The sequence below is a fragment of the Streptomyces vulcanius genome (genome assembly GCF_042653945.1).
Lineage (GTDB): Bacteria > Actinomycetota > Actinomycetes > Streptomycetales > Streptomycetaceae > Streptomyces > Streptomyces mangrovi.
Window position 1 is genome coordinate 103,894 of record NZ_JBHSFK010000023.1, and the last position, 15,824, is coordinate 119,717.

General features: G+C 71.6%; 14 protein-coding genes. 5 read left to right on the forward strand and 9 right to left on the reverse strand.

Going from position 1 to position 15,824, the window contains the following annotated elements:
• Positions 1-68 precede the first annotated feature (68 nt).
• Both ACFPIH_RS31460 and ACFPIH_RS31465 read left to right on the forward strand, forming a co-directional pair.
• Positions 69-323, forward strand: a complete 255-nt coding sequence (locus tag ACFPIH_RS31460) for a hypothetical protein (RefSeq protein WP_381175952.1) — start codon at positions 69-71, stop codon at positions 321-323.
• Positions 320-691 (forward strand): fic family toxin-antitoxin system, toxin component, encoded by a 372-nt coding sequence (locus ACFPIH_RS31465; protein WP_381175955.1) that lies wholly within the window; start codon positions 320-322, stop codon positions 689-691. Before ACFPIH_RS31460 ends, ACFPIH_RS31465 begins: the two co-directional genes overlap by 4 nt.
• 12 nt (positions 692-703) lie before the next feature.
• Here ACFPIH_RS31465 and ACFPIH_RS31470 read toward each other — a convergent pair whose 3' ends face one another.
• The 6 genes from ACFPIH_RS31470 to ACFPIH_RS31495 form a co-directional block, all read right to left on the reverse strand.
• On the reverse strand, positions 704-3,049 hold the full coding sequence (locus tag ACFPIH_RS31470) for an AbfB domain-containing protein (protein ID WP_381175958.1): 2,346 nt from the start codon (positions 3,047-3,049) through the stop codon (positions 704-706).
• 99 nt (positions 3,050-3,148) lie between these two features.
• The gene (locus tag ACFPIH_RS31475) at positions 3,149-4,336 is read right to left on the reverse strand and encodes a S1 family peptidase (protein WP_381175961.1); all 1,188 of its coding nucleotides are present in this window, start codon (positions 4,334-4,336) and stop codon (positions 3,149-3,151) included.
• 179 nt (positions 4,337-4,515) lie between these two features.
• The gene (locus tag ACFPIH_RS31480; protein ID WP_381175964.1) at positions 4,516-5,763 is read right to left on the reverse strand and encodes a GNAT family N-acetyltransferase; all 1,248 of its coding nucleotides are present in this window, start codon (positions 5,761-5,763) and stop codon (positions 4,516-4,518) included.
• 179 nt (positions 5,764-5,942) lie between these two features.
• Positions 5,943-6,722, reverse strand: a complete 780-nt coding sequence (locus tag ACFPIH_RS31485; RefSeq protein ID WP_381175967.1) for an SDR family NAD(P)-dependent oxidoreductase — start codon at positions 6,720-6,722, stop codon at positions 5,943-5,945.
• A 37-nt stretch (positions 6,723-6,759) separates the two neighbouring features.
• Complete coding sequence (locus ACFPIH_RS31490; RefSeq protein ID WP_381175970.1) at positions 6,760-7,422, reverse strand: TetR/AcrR family transcriptional regulator; 663 nt, start codon at positions 7,420-7,422, stop codon at positions 6,760-6,762.
• Between the two features lie 56 nt (positions 7,423-7,478).
• The gene (locus tag ACFPIH_RS31495; protein ID WP_381175973.1) at positions 7,479-8,369 is read right to left on the reverse strand and encodes a LysR family transcriptional regulator; all 891 of its coding nucleotides are present in this window, start codon (positions 8,367-8,369) and stop codon (positions 7,479-7,481) included.
• A gap of 128 nt (positions 8,370-8,497) precedes the next feature.
• Here ACFPIH_RS31495 and ACFPIH_RS31500 point away from each other — a divergent pair, with 128 nt between their 5' ends.
• On the forward strand, positions 8,498-9,487 hold the full coding sequence (locus ACFPIH_RS31500; protein ID WP_381175976.1) for a DMT family transporter: 990 nt from the start codon (positions 8,498-8,500) through the stop codon (positions 9,485-9,487).
• A 267-nt stretch (positions 9,488-9,754) separates the two neighbouring features.
• Positions 9,755-10,660 (forward strand): endonuclease/exonuclease/phosphatase family protein, encoded by a 906-nt coding sequence (locus tag ACFPIH_RS31505; protein ID WP_385877926.1) that lies wholly within the window; start codon positions 9,755-9,757, stop codon positions 10,658-10,660.
• Between the two features lie 26 nt (positions 10,661-10,686).
• On the opposite strand, the gene ACFPIH_RS31510 is transcribed toward ACFPIH_RS31505, so the two are convergent.
• Positions 10,687-11,136, reverse strand: a complete 450-nt coding sequence (locus ACFPIH_RS31510; protein ID WP_381175982.1) for a hypothetical protein — start codon at positions 11,134-11,136, stop codon at positions 10,687-10,689.
• Between the two features lie 318 nt (positions 11,137-11,454).
• On the opposite strand from ACFPIH_RS31510, the gene ACFPIH_RS31515 reads away from it, so the two are divergent.
• On the forward strand, positions 11,455-12,477 hold the full coding sequence (locus tag ACFPIH_RS31515) for a chitinase (RefSeq protein ID WP_381175985.1): 1,023 nt from the start codon (positions 11,455-11,457) through the stop codon (positions 12,475-12,477).
• A gap of 71 nt (positions 12,478-12,548) precedes the next feature.
• On the opposite strand, the gene ACFPIH_RS31520 is transcribed toward ACFPIH_RS31515, so the two are convergent.
• Both ACFPIH_RS31520 and ACFPIH_RS31525 read right to left on the reverse strand, forming a co-directional pair.
• Entirely contained in the window at positions 12,549-14,132 is a 1,584-nt protein-coding gene (locus ACFPIH_RS31520) for a purple acid phosphatase family protein (RefSeq protein WP_381176138.1), read from the reverse strand.
• A gap of 220 nt (positions 14,133-14,352) precedes the next feature.
• Positions 14,353-15,582, reverse strand: coding sequence for a glycosyltransferase (locus tag ACFPIH_RS31525; RefSeq protein WP_381175988.1), 1,230 nt, complete (start codon positions 15,580-15,582; stop codon positions 14,353-14,355).
• Between the last annotated feature and the right edge of the window lie 242 nt (positions 15,583-15,824).

Here is a 15,824-nt window from a genome sequence, read left to right on the forward strand (position 1 = left end):
CCGGGCGGCCCGCCGACCACTGCACGGTCGTCCTTCCCGAGGTGCTACCACCCTGCTAGCTTTCGGGTATGACCTCGCCCAGGAAGCAGACACAGGTGCGGCTGGAGCCCGATGTGCTCGCCGCCGGCAAGGACGCCGCCGCTGCCCGCGGCCTGGACTTCAACAAGTACGTCGAACGCCTGATCATCGAGGACACCACCGGCGCCCGCGCCGCGGGCATGGCCGCCGCCCAGCGTCTGATCGAGGAGCACGGAACCTTCCTCGACGACCTGGAAGAGGAACTGGACGCGCAGTACGCCGGCCGGCCGGGTGCGGCCGCGTGATCCTGCACATCGACGAGTCCTGGATCCTCGAGGTCGCCGAACGGGCGGGCCACCGCGACCCGGCCGTCGACGACTACGGCGTCCCGGTCGCGGCGGTCGCCCGCCACCGCGGCGAACTCCTCGACCAGCCGCTCTACGACGGCCCCTACGCCCGGGCCGCCGCCCTGGTCCACGCCCTGGGCCGGATGCGCTGGCTGGAGCGCTCCAACCTGACCGTGGCCTGCGCGGTCGCGGTCATGTACCTCGAGGCGTCCAACATCCCCGTCAGCCCGACCCGCGAACAGCTCACCGCGCTGGCCCACGAACTGAACCACCCCCGTTGCACCGCCGAGCAGATCGCGGCGCTGCTGCGGACCTGGAAGCCCTAGTCCGTCCTGGCTTCAGGGCGCCCAGGGGGCGTCGACCGCCCAGGTGGTGTCCTCGGTGAAGAAGGCAGGTTCGTCCCAGGCGTGGGTGCCGCCGAGTCGGGCCAGCCACAGTGCGGCGTCGATGTGACGGAGGTACTGGAGAGGGTAGTTGGCGGCGGACAGCCGCACCCCGCCGTCGGCCCGCACCGGGCACCAGGTCGCGTCCGCCTTGTACAGCGCGGAGTCGCCGCCCGCCTCGCGCCGGACGCGGAAGTCGCGGTGGCGCAGATACTCACCGGGGTAGTTGCGCGACTCGAACGAGTAGCAGAGCCGGTTGGCCAGCCCCGGCCGGACCTTCCAGGTGGCGTCCTGCTTCAGCAGATCGCCGCTGGCCGAGGTGACCACCTCGGTGTAGCCGAGCCCGTCCTTGTGCCGGATGTAGCGGTCCGTGAAACCGGGTGTCCTCACCCGCAACGAGACGTACTGCTCCACCGGCAGCTTCACCGTCGGCCCGACCGTGCGGGACGCGGCGACAAGGGCCTGGTTCGCCGCCCGGACCCGGGCCTCGTCCACCTTGACCACCCGGCGGTCGTAGGTCAGCAGCCCGTTCGCCTCGTTCTCCACGTCGGTGATCTGTGTGTAGACGGACGCCGACAGACCGCCCGCGGGCATCGAGTTCTCCCGGATGCCGTCGAGCAGCCCCACCAGCCGGTTGTCCAGCGCGGCCGGGGTCGGCTGGTCCTCGTAGCTGAAACCGCCGCCCGGATACCACTCGTGCCCCGACACCCGCAGGCCGAGCCCGCCGAACTCGCCCAGCACGGAGGCTCGTACCGACTCCGTGGGCGTGTTGCCCGGCCCGACGTAGTTGTGGTTGTCGACGACGTCGCCGTTGCCGCCGTCCTGCGCGCCGCAGCAGTTGACGCCGCTCATGTTGTCGACGAGGCGCGAGGGGTCGTACGCCTTGACCATGTCCGCGATGCGGGCCTGGTCGTACTGGCCCCAGCCCTCGTTCTGGTCGACCCACTGGATCAGCGCGGGCGAGCTGCGGTGCTGGTCGACGATCGCGCGGTACTCGTTCTCCCACTGGGTGCGCGCCGCGTCGTCCGGGCTCTTGCCGCTGTCCATGGACGGCATGTCCTGCCACACCAGCAGCCCCAGCCGGTCCGCCCAGTAGAACCAGCGCTGCGGCTCGACCTTGATGTGCTTGCGGACCATGTTGAAGCCGAGGTCCTTGTGCTTCTGGAGGTCGAAGCGCAGGGCGTCGTCGGTGGGCGCGGTGTAGATGCCGTCGGGCCAGAACCCCTGGTCGAGGGTGCCGGTCTGGAAGACGAACCGGCCGTTCAGCACCGGTCGGCGCACTCCGTCCACGTCCTGCACGGCGATCGACCGCATACCGGCGTAGCCCCCGACCCGGTCGGCGCCCCGGACACCGGTGAGTTCGGCCGTGACGTCGTACAGGAACGGGTCGTCGGGCGTCCACAGCCGGGCGTTCGGCACGGGTACGGCGATCTCGGCGCCCAGCATGCCCGTGGCGCTGCCGACCCGTGTGCCGCCGCTGGACACGGTGACCTTCACCCGGGCGGCCCCGGTGCCGCGCACCGTCACCCGAAGGGTGCTGTCGGACAGACCGGGGACCATGTCGAGGCGGGTGATGTGCGTCGCGGGCGTCGGCTCCAGCCACACGGTCTGCCAGATCCCGGACGAGGCGGTGTACACGATGCTGTGGCCGGGGTGCGCGGTGACGTCCTGGACGCGCTGCTTGCCGATGGCCTGGCCGCCGCCCTCCGTCGGGTCGTACGCCGAGACGACGATCGTGTGGGTGCCGCCGCGGTTCAGCAGGGATGTGATGTCGTAGGAGAAGGAGTCGTAGCCGCCGCGGTGCGCGGCGCCCGCCCGCCGGCCGTTGACCCAGACCGTGGTCTCCCAGTCGGACGCGCCGAAGTTGAGCTGCACACGCTGCCCGGACCAGTCCGCCGGGACGGTGAAGGTACGCCGGTACCAGAGCCGGTCGTCCGCGGTGATCTTGCGCTGGATGCCGGACAGCGCGGACTCCGGCGCGAACGGCACCCGGATCCGCTCGCCGAACACGGCGGGCCGACCCGCGTCGCGGGCGGTGACCGCGAAGTCCCAGATGCCGTTGAGGTTGGCCCAGTCGGGGCGGGTGAGCTGGGGTCGCGGGTAGTCGGGCAGCGGATGGTCCACGGAGACCCGGTCCGTCCAAGGGGTGGACAGCGGCGGGGTCTTGGGCGTCCAGGCGGCGCGCCCGGCGGCCGGGGAGGGCGCCGCGCCGGAGACCAGCAGGGAGGCGATGACCAGGAGGACCGCCGTCACGACGGCCGGGAGGTTTCTGGAGGCGGGTAAGCGGAACGGGTGCGGCATGGTGTTCGCTCCAGGGTGTGCGGGGGAGGGGTTCCGTGGCGTCACCCACGGACGTGGTACGTGGTGTCACCCACGGAACCCCACAGTTCGCGAGTCGGGTCAGTAGGTGTGCAGCGTCAGCCCGTACCGGCTGAGGATCTCGTTGACCGGCTGGAACCAGGTCTCGCCGCCGCTGGAGCAGTTGCCCCAGCCGCCCGAGGTGACGCCCTGCGCCTGGTCGCCGCTGATGAACGAGCCGCCGGAGTCGCCCCCTTCGGCGCAGACGTTCGTCTTCGTCATCTGATAGACGGAGCCCTGGCTGTAGTTGACCGTCTCGTTCTTGGCCAGCACGGTGCCGCAGTGCCAGTGGGTCGTCGAGCCGGAGCGGCAGATCGAGGCACCCACGGGCGCCACGGCGGAGCCGCGCACCAGCTGGTCGGACACGGTGCCCCAGCCCAGCACGACCGGTACGGTCCACCAGCCGCTGCCCACGTTCACCCAGGCGTAGTCGTCGCCGGGGAACGTGGAGCCCTGGAAGTTGCCGATGTAGGAGCCGTCCCAGCCCCGCACACCCGCGCCGGCCTGGCCGCAGTGTCCCGCGGTGACGAACCCGCCGTAGACCGAGAAGCCGATGGAACAGCGCACGTTGCCCGTGTAGTACGGGTCACCGCCGACCGTGCCCGCGGCCATGGTGCGCGGGGCCTCGGCGGTGGTCTCGACGGTGACCGGTCCGACGGCGCGGGCCCGCGTGAGGAACCGCTGGACATCGTTGTCGGCGAGCCTGTCGCGCACCGCCGTGACGACGACCGTGCTCGCCGCCGGGTCGACGTGCCAACTCGCCACCCCCGAGGGAGCGGAGAGCTTGTCGATGCGCGTCTTCGCCGCGTCCAGCACCCGTGCGCTGTGCTCGACGACGCGGACGTCGGCTCCGGCCTTCCGAAGCGCCTGGCGGGCCGCCGGAGTGGCGTCCGCCGTGACGGCCACGGTCAGCCGTCCGGCGGTGGCGTCGAACCAGGAACCTCCGTAGGCGGCCCCCGCGGTGCGCCGCGCCTTGGGTTCGAGGGTGGTCGCGGCGCGTTCGGCCTCGATCCGCGCCACCGCCTGCTCCTCGGTGAGCCCGAACTCCTGCCGCATGGCGCGCAGCAGGCCGTCGGAGGCGGGGGCGTCGGAGGCGTTCACGGTCGTCGACGCGGTGGAGGCCGTCGTCCCGCTGCCGCTCGCCGCGGCGGGGAACGAGCCCGCCCCGCCGAGTCCGGCCAGCAGCAGAAGCGCGGCCACGGTGATGTGTTTGAGCCTCATGTGTCTCATGCGTCTCATGGGGGTTGCCCTTCGTCGTTCCAGGGGGTGGGGATGGAACAGCCGATGAGTGAGAGCGCTCTCAGATGTGGCGCGGCAGAGCCTAGCCCTGTCGCGGTGTCAGGTCTATGCCAATGCGGGAGCTGTTTCTGTGAGGACGCTGAGGGCGTTGAAGACGCTGAGGGCGACGGTCAGAACCAGTGCAGGCAGTGCGGCGAGCGCTCGGCGCGGAAGAGGGCGTCGGCGAGGGTGGCCGCACCCGGGCGGTGGGCCCGGATGTGTCCGGCACGTACGAGCGTGCTGGGGGCGGTGCCGCCGAGGTAGACCGAGCCCAGGTCGCTCACGTCCAGGGACAGGTCGGGCTCCCGGTCCGTCGGGACGCAGTCGGCCTTGCCGTCCCGGACGGTCAGCAGGTAGCGGCCGTGCTCGCCGAGGAACGGGTCGTCGACGTCCAGGACGAGCTCGCCGTCCGTGAACCAGCCGCGCGCGGTCAGCGCACGCGGGACGTCCAGCAGCCGCACCCAGAGCCAGTCGGTGTCGCCGCTCACCTGGCCGGCGCGGAAGTCCGCGAACTGCCAGCGCAGCGGGTGCCCGGGCGGGAAGTGCTTGAACACGACCTGAGTGACCAGGTCGTGTCCGAGCACGAACCGGGCCAGGGCCGTGAAGACGGCGTCGTCGGTGGCGATGGTCTCGTCGACCGTCAAGGTGTTGGCCTCGTCGAGCGCATAGCTGGCGTACCCGTCCGGGACGCTGCCGGCGTCCCGGTGGACGGCGACGTAGCGCGGTGCGGGAGCGACCGGGGGCTGCCCCGCGCCCAACGTCCACCAGCGGTGCGGCCGGGACAGTGCGCCCGGTTGTGCGCGGCGGTACCGGTCGTAGACCTCCTCCAGGATCTCGCCGCACTCGGCCCGTCGCAGCAACTCGACCGTGCCGGTCGCCGGGACGGTCGCCGAGCCCGTAGCCGGGGCGTCGGACGTTCCGCGCGCCCGGGGGAGGGTGAGGGCGCCCTGGTGGCGCTGCACCGTCAGCTGCTGCGTGTAGGTCGCCGGTCCGTAGCCGAACCTCCGGTAGATCAGCGCCTCGGAGGACAGCAGTACGGAGAGGAACTCCCCTCGGGCCCGCAGCTCGGTGAGCTGATGCCGCATCATCGCGCTGAGCACGCCCTGGCGTCGGTGCGAGGGCAGGACGCCGACGAAGCTCACCCCGGCGGCCGGGGCGATGATCTCACCGGGCAGGGTGAGCTCGAAGGAGTACGCACCGGCGGTGCCGACGGGCCGCCCGTCCACCGTCACGGCGAGCAGGCTGCGGTCCAGTTCGAGCGCCGACCACCAGACCCCGCCGCCGCCCTCGGCCGGCGTTTCGGGGAAGCGCCCGAACGCGGCATGGAGTGTGTCGACGAAGACGTCGAGGTCCTGGTCGGTCGTGGGACGGATCTCCATCGCTGCCGCTGCCTCCCCGGGATACGGCACCACGACTCGTGGTGCCCCGCCACAGTGCAGCGTCGAGCCGTGGCCAGCAAGCGGATTACGGCCGCCGGGCCCGCGGCCGTAGCGGTCCCGAAGGATCGGGCGGCGGTCCTGTCGTCCGCCGGCCGCTCGCCTTCCCGGGCAGCCCCCGCCTATACGGCGGTGTAGGCGCCGTCGACCAGGTGGTAGCTGCCGGCCACGAACGAGGCGCGGTCGGACAGGAGGAAGGCGATCAGCTCGGCGACCTCCTCGGGCCGCCCGAGCCGGCCGGCGGGGTGCAGGCCGACGAGACCGTCGTAGGCAGCCTTCTCCATGTCCTGAAGGAGCGGGGTCTCGATGAAACCGGGACCGACCGCGTTGACCCGGATGCCCTGGGCGGCGTACTCGGCGGCGGCCGACTTGGTCAGCCCGACCACACCGTGCTTGGCGGCGACGTAGGCGGCGGATCCGGCGAAGGCGACCGAGCCGAGGATCGAGGACACGTTGACGATCGCGCCGCCGCCACCGGCCGCCTCGATCGCGGGCAGTTCATAGCGCATGGAGTAGAAGACGCCGTCGAGATTGGTGCGTACGATCCGGTCGTAGGCGTCGATGTCGTACTCGCCGGTCTTGGCGCTCGGGCCGCCGATCCCGGCGTTGTTCACGGCCAGGTGCAGGCCACCGAAGGTCTCGACGGCGAAGCGCACGGCGGCCTCGACGGACTCCGGGCGCGTGACGTCCAGTTCCACCGCGGCGGCCGTGAAACCCTCCGCCCGCAGGGCGGCGGCGGCCTTCTCGGCGCCCTCCGTGTCGTAGTCGCCGATGACGACGTTCGCGCCGCCCGCGCCCAGACGGCGGGCGGTGGCCAGCCCGATGCCGGAGGCCGCACCGGTGACGAGGGCGGTCCGCCCGGCGAACTCGGCGGCGGGGTCGGGAAGGGGGCTGCTGCTCATGGTGACTCCTTGAGAAGGGTGGGCGGTACGGGGCCGGTCAGTGGCCTCGTCGGTGCCGGGCCGCCTCGGCGGCGGTCTCGGTCAGGGCGTCGTAGGCCCGCTCGACCAGGTCGGCGAGGTCCGCGGCGCCCGAGTCGTCGCCGGCGTGGCGCGCCCAGACGCGCAGCGCGGCGGTGAGGACACCGGCGGCGGCGTCCACGACGACGGCCGGACGGAGGTCCTCGACGTCATCGGTGCCGAGCCGTGCGGCGAGGATCCGGATCGACTCCTCCTGCGCGTCGACCCGGATGCGTTCGTACGCGGCGAACAGCGCGGGCTCCCGGTTCACCAGGGCCAGCAGCCGCCGCATCCGCGGCCGTACGTGCCAGGCCGGGTTCTCCCGGTCGGCGAGCCAGACCCGCACCGCCGCACGGTAGGCGGCCAGCGGCGGCTCGTCGGCGGGCCGCGCACGCAACAGCGCGTTGATCCGGTCGCCGTCGCCCCGGACGAAGTCCAGCGCTGCCGCCTCCTTGCCGGTGAAGTGCCGGCTGAAGGTGCGCCGTGTGACGTCCGCGCGTTCCGCGATCGCCTCCACGGTGGTGGCCGCGAGACCGTGTTCGAGGATCAGGTCGATGGCGGCCGTGGCCAGCGCGTTCCGCGTCTGGCGCGTCTTGCGCCGCCGCCGGTCCTCGGCCGCACCGGCGGGCTCCGTTGCCTTCATACCGCCGAGGCTACACCCGTTGATGTCTCATTGGGACATGAGTCCCGATGGGACATTCATGTGTGCTGCGACCTGAGGGCGTCGAGCAGGGCGCGCAGCGCGGGCTGGTCCAGGGAGGCCTCCCGGACCGCGGCGTGGATCGTCCTGACGGGCTCCGGGTGGCGCAGTGGGCGGACGACGACCCCGGGGTGGCGGGTGCCCAGTCCCAGCCGGGGGATCAGGCTGACTCCGAGGCCGGCGGCGACGAATCCCTGGGCGGTGGCGTAGTCCTCGGACTTCGCGGTGACGTCGGGGCTGAAGCCCGCCGCGGCACAGGCGTTGAGGATCGGGTCGAGACAGGGGCCGGGGGGTTCGCTGCCGACCCAGGGTTCGCCCGCGAGACCGGCCAGATCGATCACCTGCTGCTCGGCCAGGGGGTGTCCGGCGGGAAGCACCGCCTGGTAGGCGTCGTCGAGCAGGTGCACCGTGCGGATGCCCTGGAGGTGGGCGTCCGCGGGCCGGCCGACGACGACGGCCAGGTCGGCGTCGCCCCGGCACACTTCCGCCAGGGCGTCGTCCGGCTCGGACAGGCGGGGATCGATCGCCACGCCGGGGTGCTCGCGGCGGATCCGGGCGAGGGCGGGGGCCAGCAGGGTCGGGCCGACCGAGGCGAAGTAGCGGACGGCCAGCCGGCCCGTGCGCCCGGCGCGCAGGTCGGCCAGCGCGGTCTCGGCCTCGGCGAGCTGCTCGCCGATGGCGGCGGCGTACCGGGTGAGCAACTGCCCTGCCGCCGTGGGCCGCACGCCCCGGCCGACGCGTTCCAGCAGCGCGATCCCGGTCTCCTTCTCCAGCGCCGCCACCTGCTGGCTGACGGCCGAGGGGGTGTAACCGAGGTGGGCCGCCGCCGCGGTCACCGACCCGCTGGTGACCACCGCGCGGAGCACCTGCATGCGTCTCACATCAAGCATGTAGCACAACTTAACAGAAGTGCAGAACCTTTCACTTGTCCTTCCTGGTTGGGTACGGGACCGTTCATCGGGGCTCGGACGTCGATCGGGGCTCGGACGTCCATGTGGGCTCGGACCAGGAGGCGACGGTGAACCGTGTCGGTGTCGGTGGCGGCGGGAGTTGGGCGGGGCTGCGGATCTGTGTGCTCGCCCTGCTGTGGGGATCGACCTTCCTGTGGACCGAGTTGGCCCTGGAGGCGCTGACTCCCGTGCAGGTGACCGTAGTCCGCTGCGTCCTCGGAGCGGTCACGCTGCTGGCCGTCTGCCTGGGGACGGGCCGGCGGCTGCCGCACGAGCGGGCCGTCTGGGGGCGCGTCGTCGTGGCCGCCCTCTTCTGCAACGCCGTGCCGTTCGCGTTGTTCAGCTTCGGCCAGCGGAGCATCGACTCGGGCGTCGCCGGCGTACTGAACGCGACGACCCCGTTGTGGGCGCTGCTGATAGGCGTCCTCACCGGAGCCGAGCGCGGACTGCGGCCGGCCCGGCTGGGCGGACTCCTGCTCGGGTTCGCCGGTGTCGTGCTGATCCTCGCCCCGTGGCAGGCGGCCAGGCCGGACGGCTGGGGGGTCCTCGCCGTCGCCGTCGCGGCGGCGAGCTACGCGGTCGGCTTCGCGTACATGGGCCGCTTCCTCGTCGGCCGGGGAATCCCGACCATCTCGCTCTCCGCGGCGCAACTCCTCGCGGCGACCGCCCTGACGGTCCCCCTCCTGCCCGCCGGCGGCTCGGTACCGGTGGACATCGACCCGAAGACACTGATCGCGGTCGTGATCCTGGGTGTCGTCTGCACCGGGGCGACCTTCCACCTCACCTACCGCAACATCGCCGCCGAGGGGGCCACCAACACGGCGGCCGTCGGCTACCTGCTGCCGGTGGTCTCGGTCGCGCTGGGGATCGTCGTGCTGGACGAGGCCTTCAGCCTGAGGATCGCCGCCGGGATGGCGATCGTCCTCGCGGGCGTCGGCCTGACCCGCCGACACGCCCGCCCACCGGCGACCGTGACACGGCAGCCCCCGACGCCGGACAGCGCCACCGAGGAACCGGCGCACCGCCTGGCCCGACAGGGCGGTCGTCCTCGAGGGTGAGGCCGACCGGTCGGCGGACACACCGCCGGCCGTCCGGCCGGCCTTCCTCCGCCTCGCCGTACTCCTGCCCGGGACGTCTGCCACAGGTGACCGACGCGTCCGCCGGGCGGGTCCTAGTCTTCGGGTGGGACGGGATCGAGTGGGCGGGAAGCGATGGGGGAGACGGTGGGCAGGGGTGCGGTGTCGTCCGTGGGGGCGGCAGGACTCTGGTGGGTGCGGTTGGCGGGCCGGGATGTGAGGGGCCGGTGGGCCTGGGGGCGGGGGCGGGTGCTGACCGTGTTGGCGGTGCTGGCGGCCGGGCTGCTGGCGGGCCCCCGGGCTGTGCCCAACTCCGTGGGGCGGGTCGGGAGTCTGCTGGAGGTTTTCCTGCCCTGGCTGGGTCTGGCGGTCGTGGTGCTGTTCGGCCTGGCGTTGCTGCGGCGTTCGGCTGTCGCGCTGGTGGCGCTGCTGCTGCCGGTGGCGGCGTGGACGTATCACTTCGGCGGGCTGCTCCTGCCCGGGGCAGAGCCCGGCGCCCGGGATCTGGTCGTGGTGCAGCACAACGTCAGTGACGAGAACACCGACCCCGCGGACACGGCCCGCGCCCTGGCGGACGTCGGGCCCGATCTCATCGCGATGGAGGAACTGGTGCTCCCGGGACTGTCGGTGTACGCGAAGACCCTCGCCCCGGACTATCCGTACCACGTGGTCCGGGGCACGGTCGGACTGTGGTCGAAGCACCCGCTGAGCGACACGCGGTGGGTGGACATCAGACCCGATGGGATCACGGAGGGCTGGAGTCGCGGGCTGCGCGCTGTGGTCCGCACGCCGCACCGTGAGATCGCGGTGTACGTCGCGCATCTGCCCTCGGTCCGCGTCGGGGCGAGCGGCCTCGCGTCGTCCTGGCGGGACGAGAGCGCCGACCTGCTGGGCAGGGCCGTCGCCGCGGAGAGGCTGAGGACGGTGATCCTTCTGGGGGACCTCAACGGCACCGTCGAGGACCGTGGGCTGGCCCCGCTGACGTCACGGATGAACGTGGCGCAGCGGGGCTTCGCCTTCAGCTATCCCGCCGGTTTCCCGCTGGCCCGGATCGACCAGGTCATGGCCCGCTCGGCGACCGTCGGCCACATCCGCACCCTGCCCGCCACCGGTAGCGACCATCTGCCGGTGGCCGCCCGGATCATCCTGGGCTGAACGCGTGCTCCGGGCCACGAACTTGCTCAGCCGGCGTAGACCCGTCCCTCCCGCACGACGAAGCGCGTCGGCTCGGAGCAGCCCAGGGACGGTGTGAGCAGCAGGCTCACCGTGAGCGGGGCGGGCTCCGTGCTCGCGGTCGAGAACTGGCACACGGCGGCCCGGCCGGTGAGCGGATACCAGAACCAGCCGTCCACATCGCCCACGGTCACCCGGTCCGACTCCTTCCACGCCCCGTTGACCTGCGTGTAGACCTGCAACCGCACGGACGCGGCGTACTCGTCGTCCGTCGAACGCAGCGCGGTGAGGGTGACCTTGTAGTCCGTGCCGAGAACGGACGAGGCGATCTGACGAGTCTGTGGCGCCGCGGTGTCCGCCTGTGAGGCTCCTGCGCCGGCGGCGCCGAGAGCGGTCGCCGCGAGCGCGACCAGGGCTGTGGCGGTGACGCCACGGGTGCGCATACGAGTGAGGTCCATGTGATCCCCCGTTGGGGCGAGTTGTGGTGGAAGGCTTTGAATTACCCCGTTTGCACATCAGGCACGCGCAACGCCTCGAGGGTGTGCACGAGATCCGGCCAAAAAGGACTGTCCGGGTGTGGCGCGTGACTCCAGCCGCCCAGCTGGGTCAGCTAACTGTAAAGAACCTTGACAGTTAAGTGGTCTAGTCCAAGCATGGTCGCTGTTCGCCCCAGCGGTTCTGTCCTCCGCTGTCCCCGCCTGCCCCTTCCCATGGGAGCGTCAGTGAGACGACCTGGTCCCCTTCGTCCGTTGCTGTCCTGTCTGAGCGCGACCGCTGTGTCCGCCGGGCTTGTCGCCGTCGGGGGAGGGAGTGCGCTCGCCGCGCCGGACTCACTCCCCGCCCACGGCAAGCCCATGCCGGCCCACGTGGCGGCGCCCTACTTCGAGGCGTGGACCGGCGAGAGCCCGGCCGCGCTCGCCGCCGCCTCGGGCAACAAGTACCTCACGCTGGCCTTCCTCCAGACGGCCGCGCCGGGCTCGTGCACCGCGTACTGGAACGGCGAGGCCGGCCAGCCGATCTCCCGGAGCACCTTCGGCCGTGACATCGCCACGATCCAGGCGCGCGGCGGCAACGCCATCCCGTCCTTCGGCGGTTGGTCCGCGGACACCACCGGCACCGAACTGGCGGACAGCTGCACCGACGTCGACGCCATCGCCAAGGTGTACGAGAGCCTCGTCACGACGTACGGCATCACCCGGATCGACCTCGACATCGAGGGCGACTCCATCGACAACGCGGCCGGTATCGACCGCCGTAACAAGGCGATCGCCAAGGTCCAGCGCTGGGCCGACCGGACCGGCCACAGCGTGCAGTTCTCCTACACCCTGCCGACCTCCACGACCGGTCTCGAGGCCAACGGCGTGGCCGTGCTGCAGAACGCCGTCGACAACGGCGCGCGCGTGGACGTCGTCAACATCATGACGTTCGACTACTACGACGGCGCCACCCACGACATGGCGGCCGACACCAAGACGGCTGCCGCCGGTCTGCACACCCAACTGGCAGCGCTCTACCCGAAGAAGAGCGCCGCGAAGCTGTGGAACATGATCGGCGTCATCGAGATGCCCGGCATCGACGACTTCGGACCCGAGGAGACCTTCACGACGCAGAACGCGGTCACCGTGGAGAAGTGGGCCGAGGCCAAGAAGATCAACACACTCTCCTTCTGGGCGCTCCAGCGCGACAACGGCGGCTGTGTGGGCACCGGCGGCTCCGACTCGTGCTCCGGCATCGCCCAGAAGACCTGGCAGTTCAGCCACGCCTTCGAGCCGTTCACGAGCGGGGGCGCCCGCCACTAGCGCGGGACGACTCAGGAACGGCGAAGGCCCGGCGCACCACGCGACCGGGCCTTCGCCCTACGGTCGTCGCACTACCGACGGTGCCCTCCGGCCACCGTGCGCGAGACCGTGAACCGGTCGACCTCGGCGCCGGTGGCGGCCAGCGCCCGCACGGTGAGGGTCGCCGTACGCCCGGGCGTGGCCGGAGCGACGTCGACGCGGATGAACGAGTAACCGGTGTAGCGGACCCGGGACCAGTCGGCGTTCTCCATGACCTTGCCGTCCTTGCCCGTCCAGTACGTGGGCACCGAGTCGACCGCGTCCTCGTGGCCCTCGTAGCTGTCGGCGACCGGGAAGCTGTACACGCTCTCGCCGCCCGCGCCCGCCGTCACGTACACCACACCGCCCCGTGCCGGCTCGTGGGTGCCGCCGATGGGCAGGGCCCGAACGGCCTTGTCCCGGACGACGGGGTCGGTGCGCTCGTAGACGTGGTTGTGCCCGTTGACCACCAGGTCCACCTGGTGCTTCTCGTACAGCGGCACCCACTGCTCGCGCACCCCGCCCTCGGAGGCGTGCGAGCTGGTGGTCGAGAAGGCGCAGTGGTGGTGGAAGACGACGATGAAGTCCACGTCGGTACGCGCCCGCAGCTCGCCGAGCCGCTGGTCGAGCCAGGCGGTCTGGCGGCCCCCGGTGTAGCCGATGTTGGCGGGGATCTCGTACGAGACGTCGTTGGCGTCGACCGACACCACGCCCACGTTGCCGTGGACGAAGGAGTAGACGCCGGGCGCCGACGCGGCGTCGAAACCGTTGCCGGGCAGGGTGAAGCGGGCCTCGTTGCCGCCGTACCCGTTGGGCGAGTACCAGGACTCCATGTCGTGGTTGCCGAACGCCACCATCCACGGCACCCGGCTCGACAGCGGCTCGATCTGGGCCAGGAACGAGTCCCACTGGCGGGCGTCGTAGTTGCCCGCGTCCCCGGGAAGCCCGTGGCCGGTCTCCTCGGCGTAGCAGATGTCGCCCGCGTGCAGATGGAACGCCGGGTTCTGCGCCTGGACCAGCGCGTTGAGCCCGATCGACGTGTAGCTGGGGTTCTGGTCGCCGAAGGCGGTGAACGTGAAGGGCCGGGTGCTGTGCGCCCGGGGAGCGGTGGTGAAGGAGTACACGGTGTGCGCGGCACCGGCGTCCGCCGGGTCGAAGCCGTCGTGGCCGACGCCGTAGTAGTACGTGGTACCGGGAGTCAGGTTGTCCAGCGCCGCGTGCACGTAGTACTGGTCGATGTCGGTGCTCTTGCCGATCCCCGCCGGCGTGAACAGGTCGCGCACCTCCGCGGGGATCCGGTGGCTCAGGTCGAGGGGGCTGCGGCCGATGCGCAGGAACGGTTTGCGAACCGGCAGCGGTACCTGCCACGACACACGCATCTGCGTACGCGGGTCGGCCCCGTAGGCCAGGTGCCGGCCGAACGGCGCCACCAGCGAGCCGTGTACGTCGGCGGTGGCGGAACCCGTCACAAGGGTGGGCGTCGCGGCGACCGCGGTACCGGCGCCGCCCGCCAGGGTGACGCCTGCCGCGGCGACCGCGCCACCGCGCAGCAGACCGCGACGGGAGAAGGCACGGCGGAGGTACTCGTGCTGCTCGGGCATGCTCAGCGTGTCGGCGAGCCGGTCGGGGAGCCCCATACGAGGAGTGTTCATGGGCGGGAGACTGGCAGCGGTGATTGAACGACCGATTGCCGACGGCCCATGGACTGTCCATATCCAGGCCATCGCCAACAAATATGTTGCCGCCTACTCGCGAATGACGGGTGCCGAAATTACCTTCTCGGGCGTCATCCATGGGGACATGAGGAACTCCGTGAATTGCAGGAGGAGTCGCAGGAGCGAATACGGCTCCGCGTGTTCACCGGGACGCGGGTGGCCTCTTTCGGCTGGCCGCGTCGAGCAGCATCGTCGCGGCCACCGTCGTTCCGTCGGTGCGGATCGTCCCGGCCACGGCCCGTGCTCGGGCGCGGGTCTCGGGCGCCAGGGCCGTGCCGAGCGCGGCCGACAGGGACTCGGCGGTCGGAGTCGGACCGTCGTGTGCCGTGCCGATACCCAGACCGGCCACCCGGCCGGCCCAGTACGGCTGGTCCACCATCTGGGGTACCACCACCTGGGGCGCGCCCGCCCGGGCGGCCGTCGTCGTGGTGCCCGCGCCGCCGTGGTGCACGACGGCGGCCACCCGCCGGAACAGCGCCTGCTGGTTGACCTCGCCGACGGCGAAGGCGTCGTCCTGGTCGTCGATCAGGCCCAGGTCCGCCCAGCCGCGCCCGACGACCACGCGGCGGCCCTGCGCGCGGGCCGCCTCGATGGACACCCGCGCGGCGTCCCGCGGGGCGCGCATGCTGCCGAAGCCCACATACACCGGTTCCGTGCCGGCGGCCAGGAACGCCTCGAGCCCGGCCGGGAGCGGTCGCTCGTCCGGCAGGATCCACGCTCCGGTCTGTACGACGTCGAGGTCCGCCGCCTCCTGCCACGGGCCCAGCGTCGGGTCCGTGGCCAGCCACGGGCCGCCGGTGAAGACGTGGTCGCGGACGTTGTCCACGGGGGGCAGGCCGATCGAGGCGCGGTGGGTGTTGAGTGCCGCGCCGAACAACTCCTGAATGCTCCGGGCGTCCAGGTCCCACAGCGCCCGGTTGTCGGTCACGCCGGGTGGGAACGGCAGGCCCAGCCGCGGTGGTGGCGGATGGTGCGGCGACGGCAGGGCGACCGGCTGGTAACTCGCGTACACGTAGGGGATGCCCAGCCTCTCGGTCACCGACCGCGCGGCGACCTGCATCAAGCCGGCCGCCACCACCGCGTCGCATCCCTCGGCCGCCGCGGCGACCGTGTCGAACTGCGCGGCGACCAACTCGATGCGGTGCCGGGACAGGTCAGCCGCTGACGGAGGCGTCGTCCCGTGCATGATCGGGCGCACCGGCCGGCCGATCGGCACCAGCGGTACGCCGACACCCGCCAGGATCTCCGCGAACTCCTCGTCCGGCGGCGCGCACACCCGCACCTCCGCGCCCAACTCCCTTAACCGCACCGCGAGTCCGGCCAGCGGTTCGACATCCCCGCGCGACCCGTACGTCGACAACAACACGCGCATAGCCACCCTCGCATCTCTGCCGAACGGCGCGGATCCCAAACCTTTAATCGGGTTCGGCAGCCGGAATGTGAAGGCTTCTTCACCTGCGCCCTGTGGAGTTTTTCTTCCCATATACGAGTTTCGGGGGATTCCTTCGTCGAGCGGGTCGAGCGCCGATGGCGGGTGTTGACATGTACTGAGCCAGTGATTGATGATTGCGGTTGTGTCACGGAGTAATTGAGCAGAATTCTTTCTGCTATCTC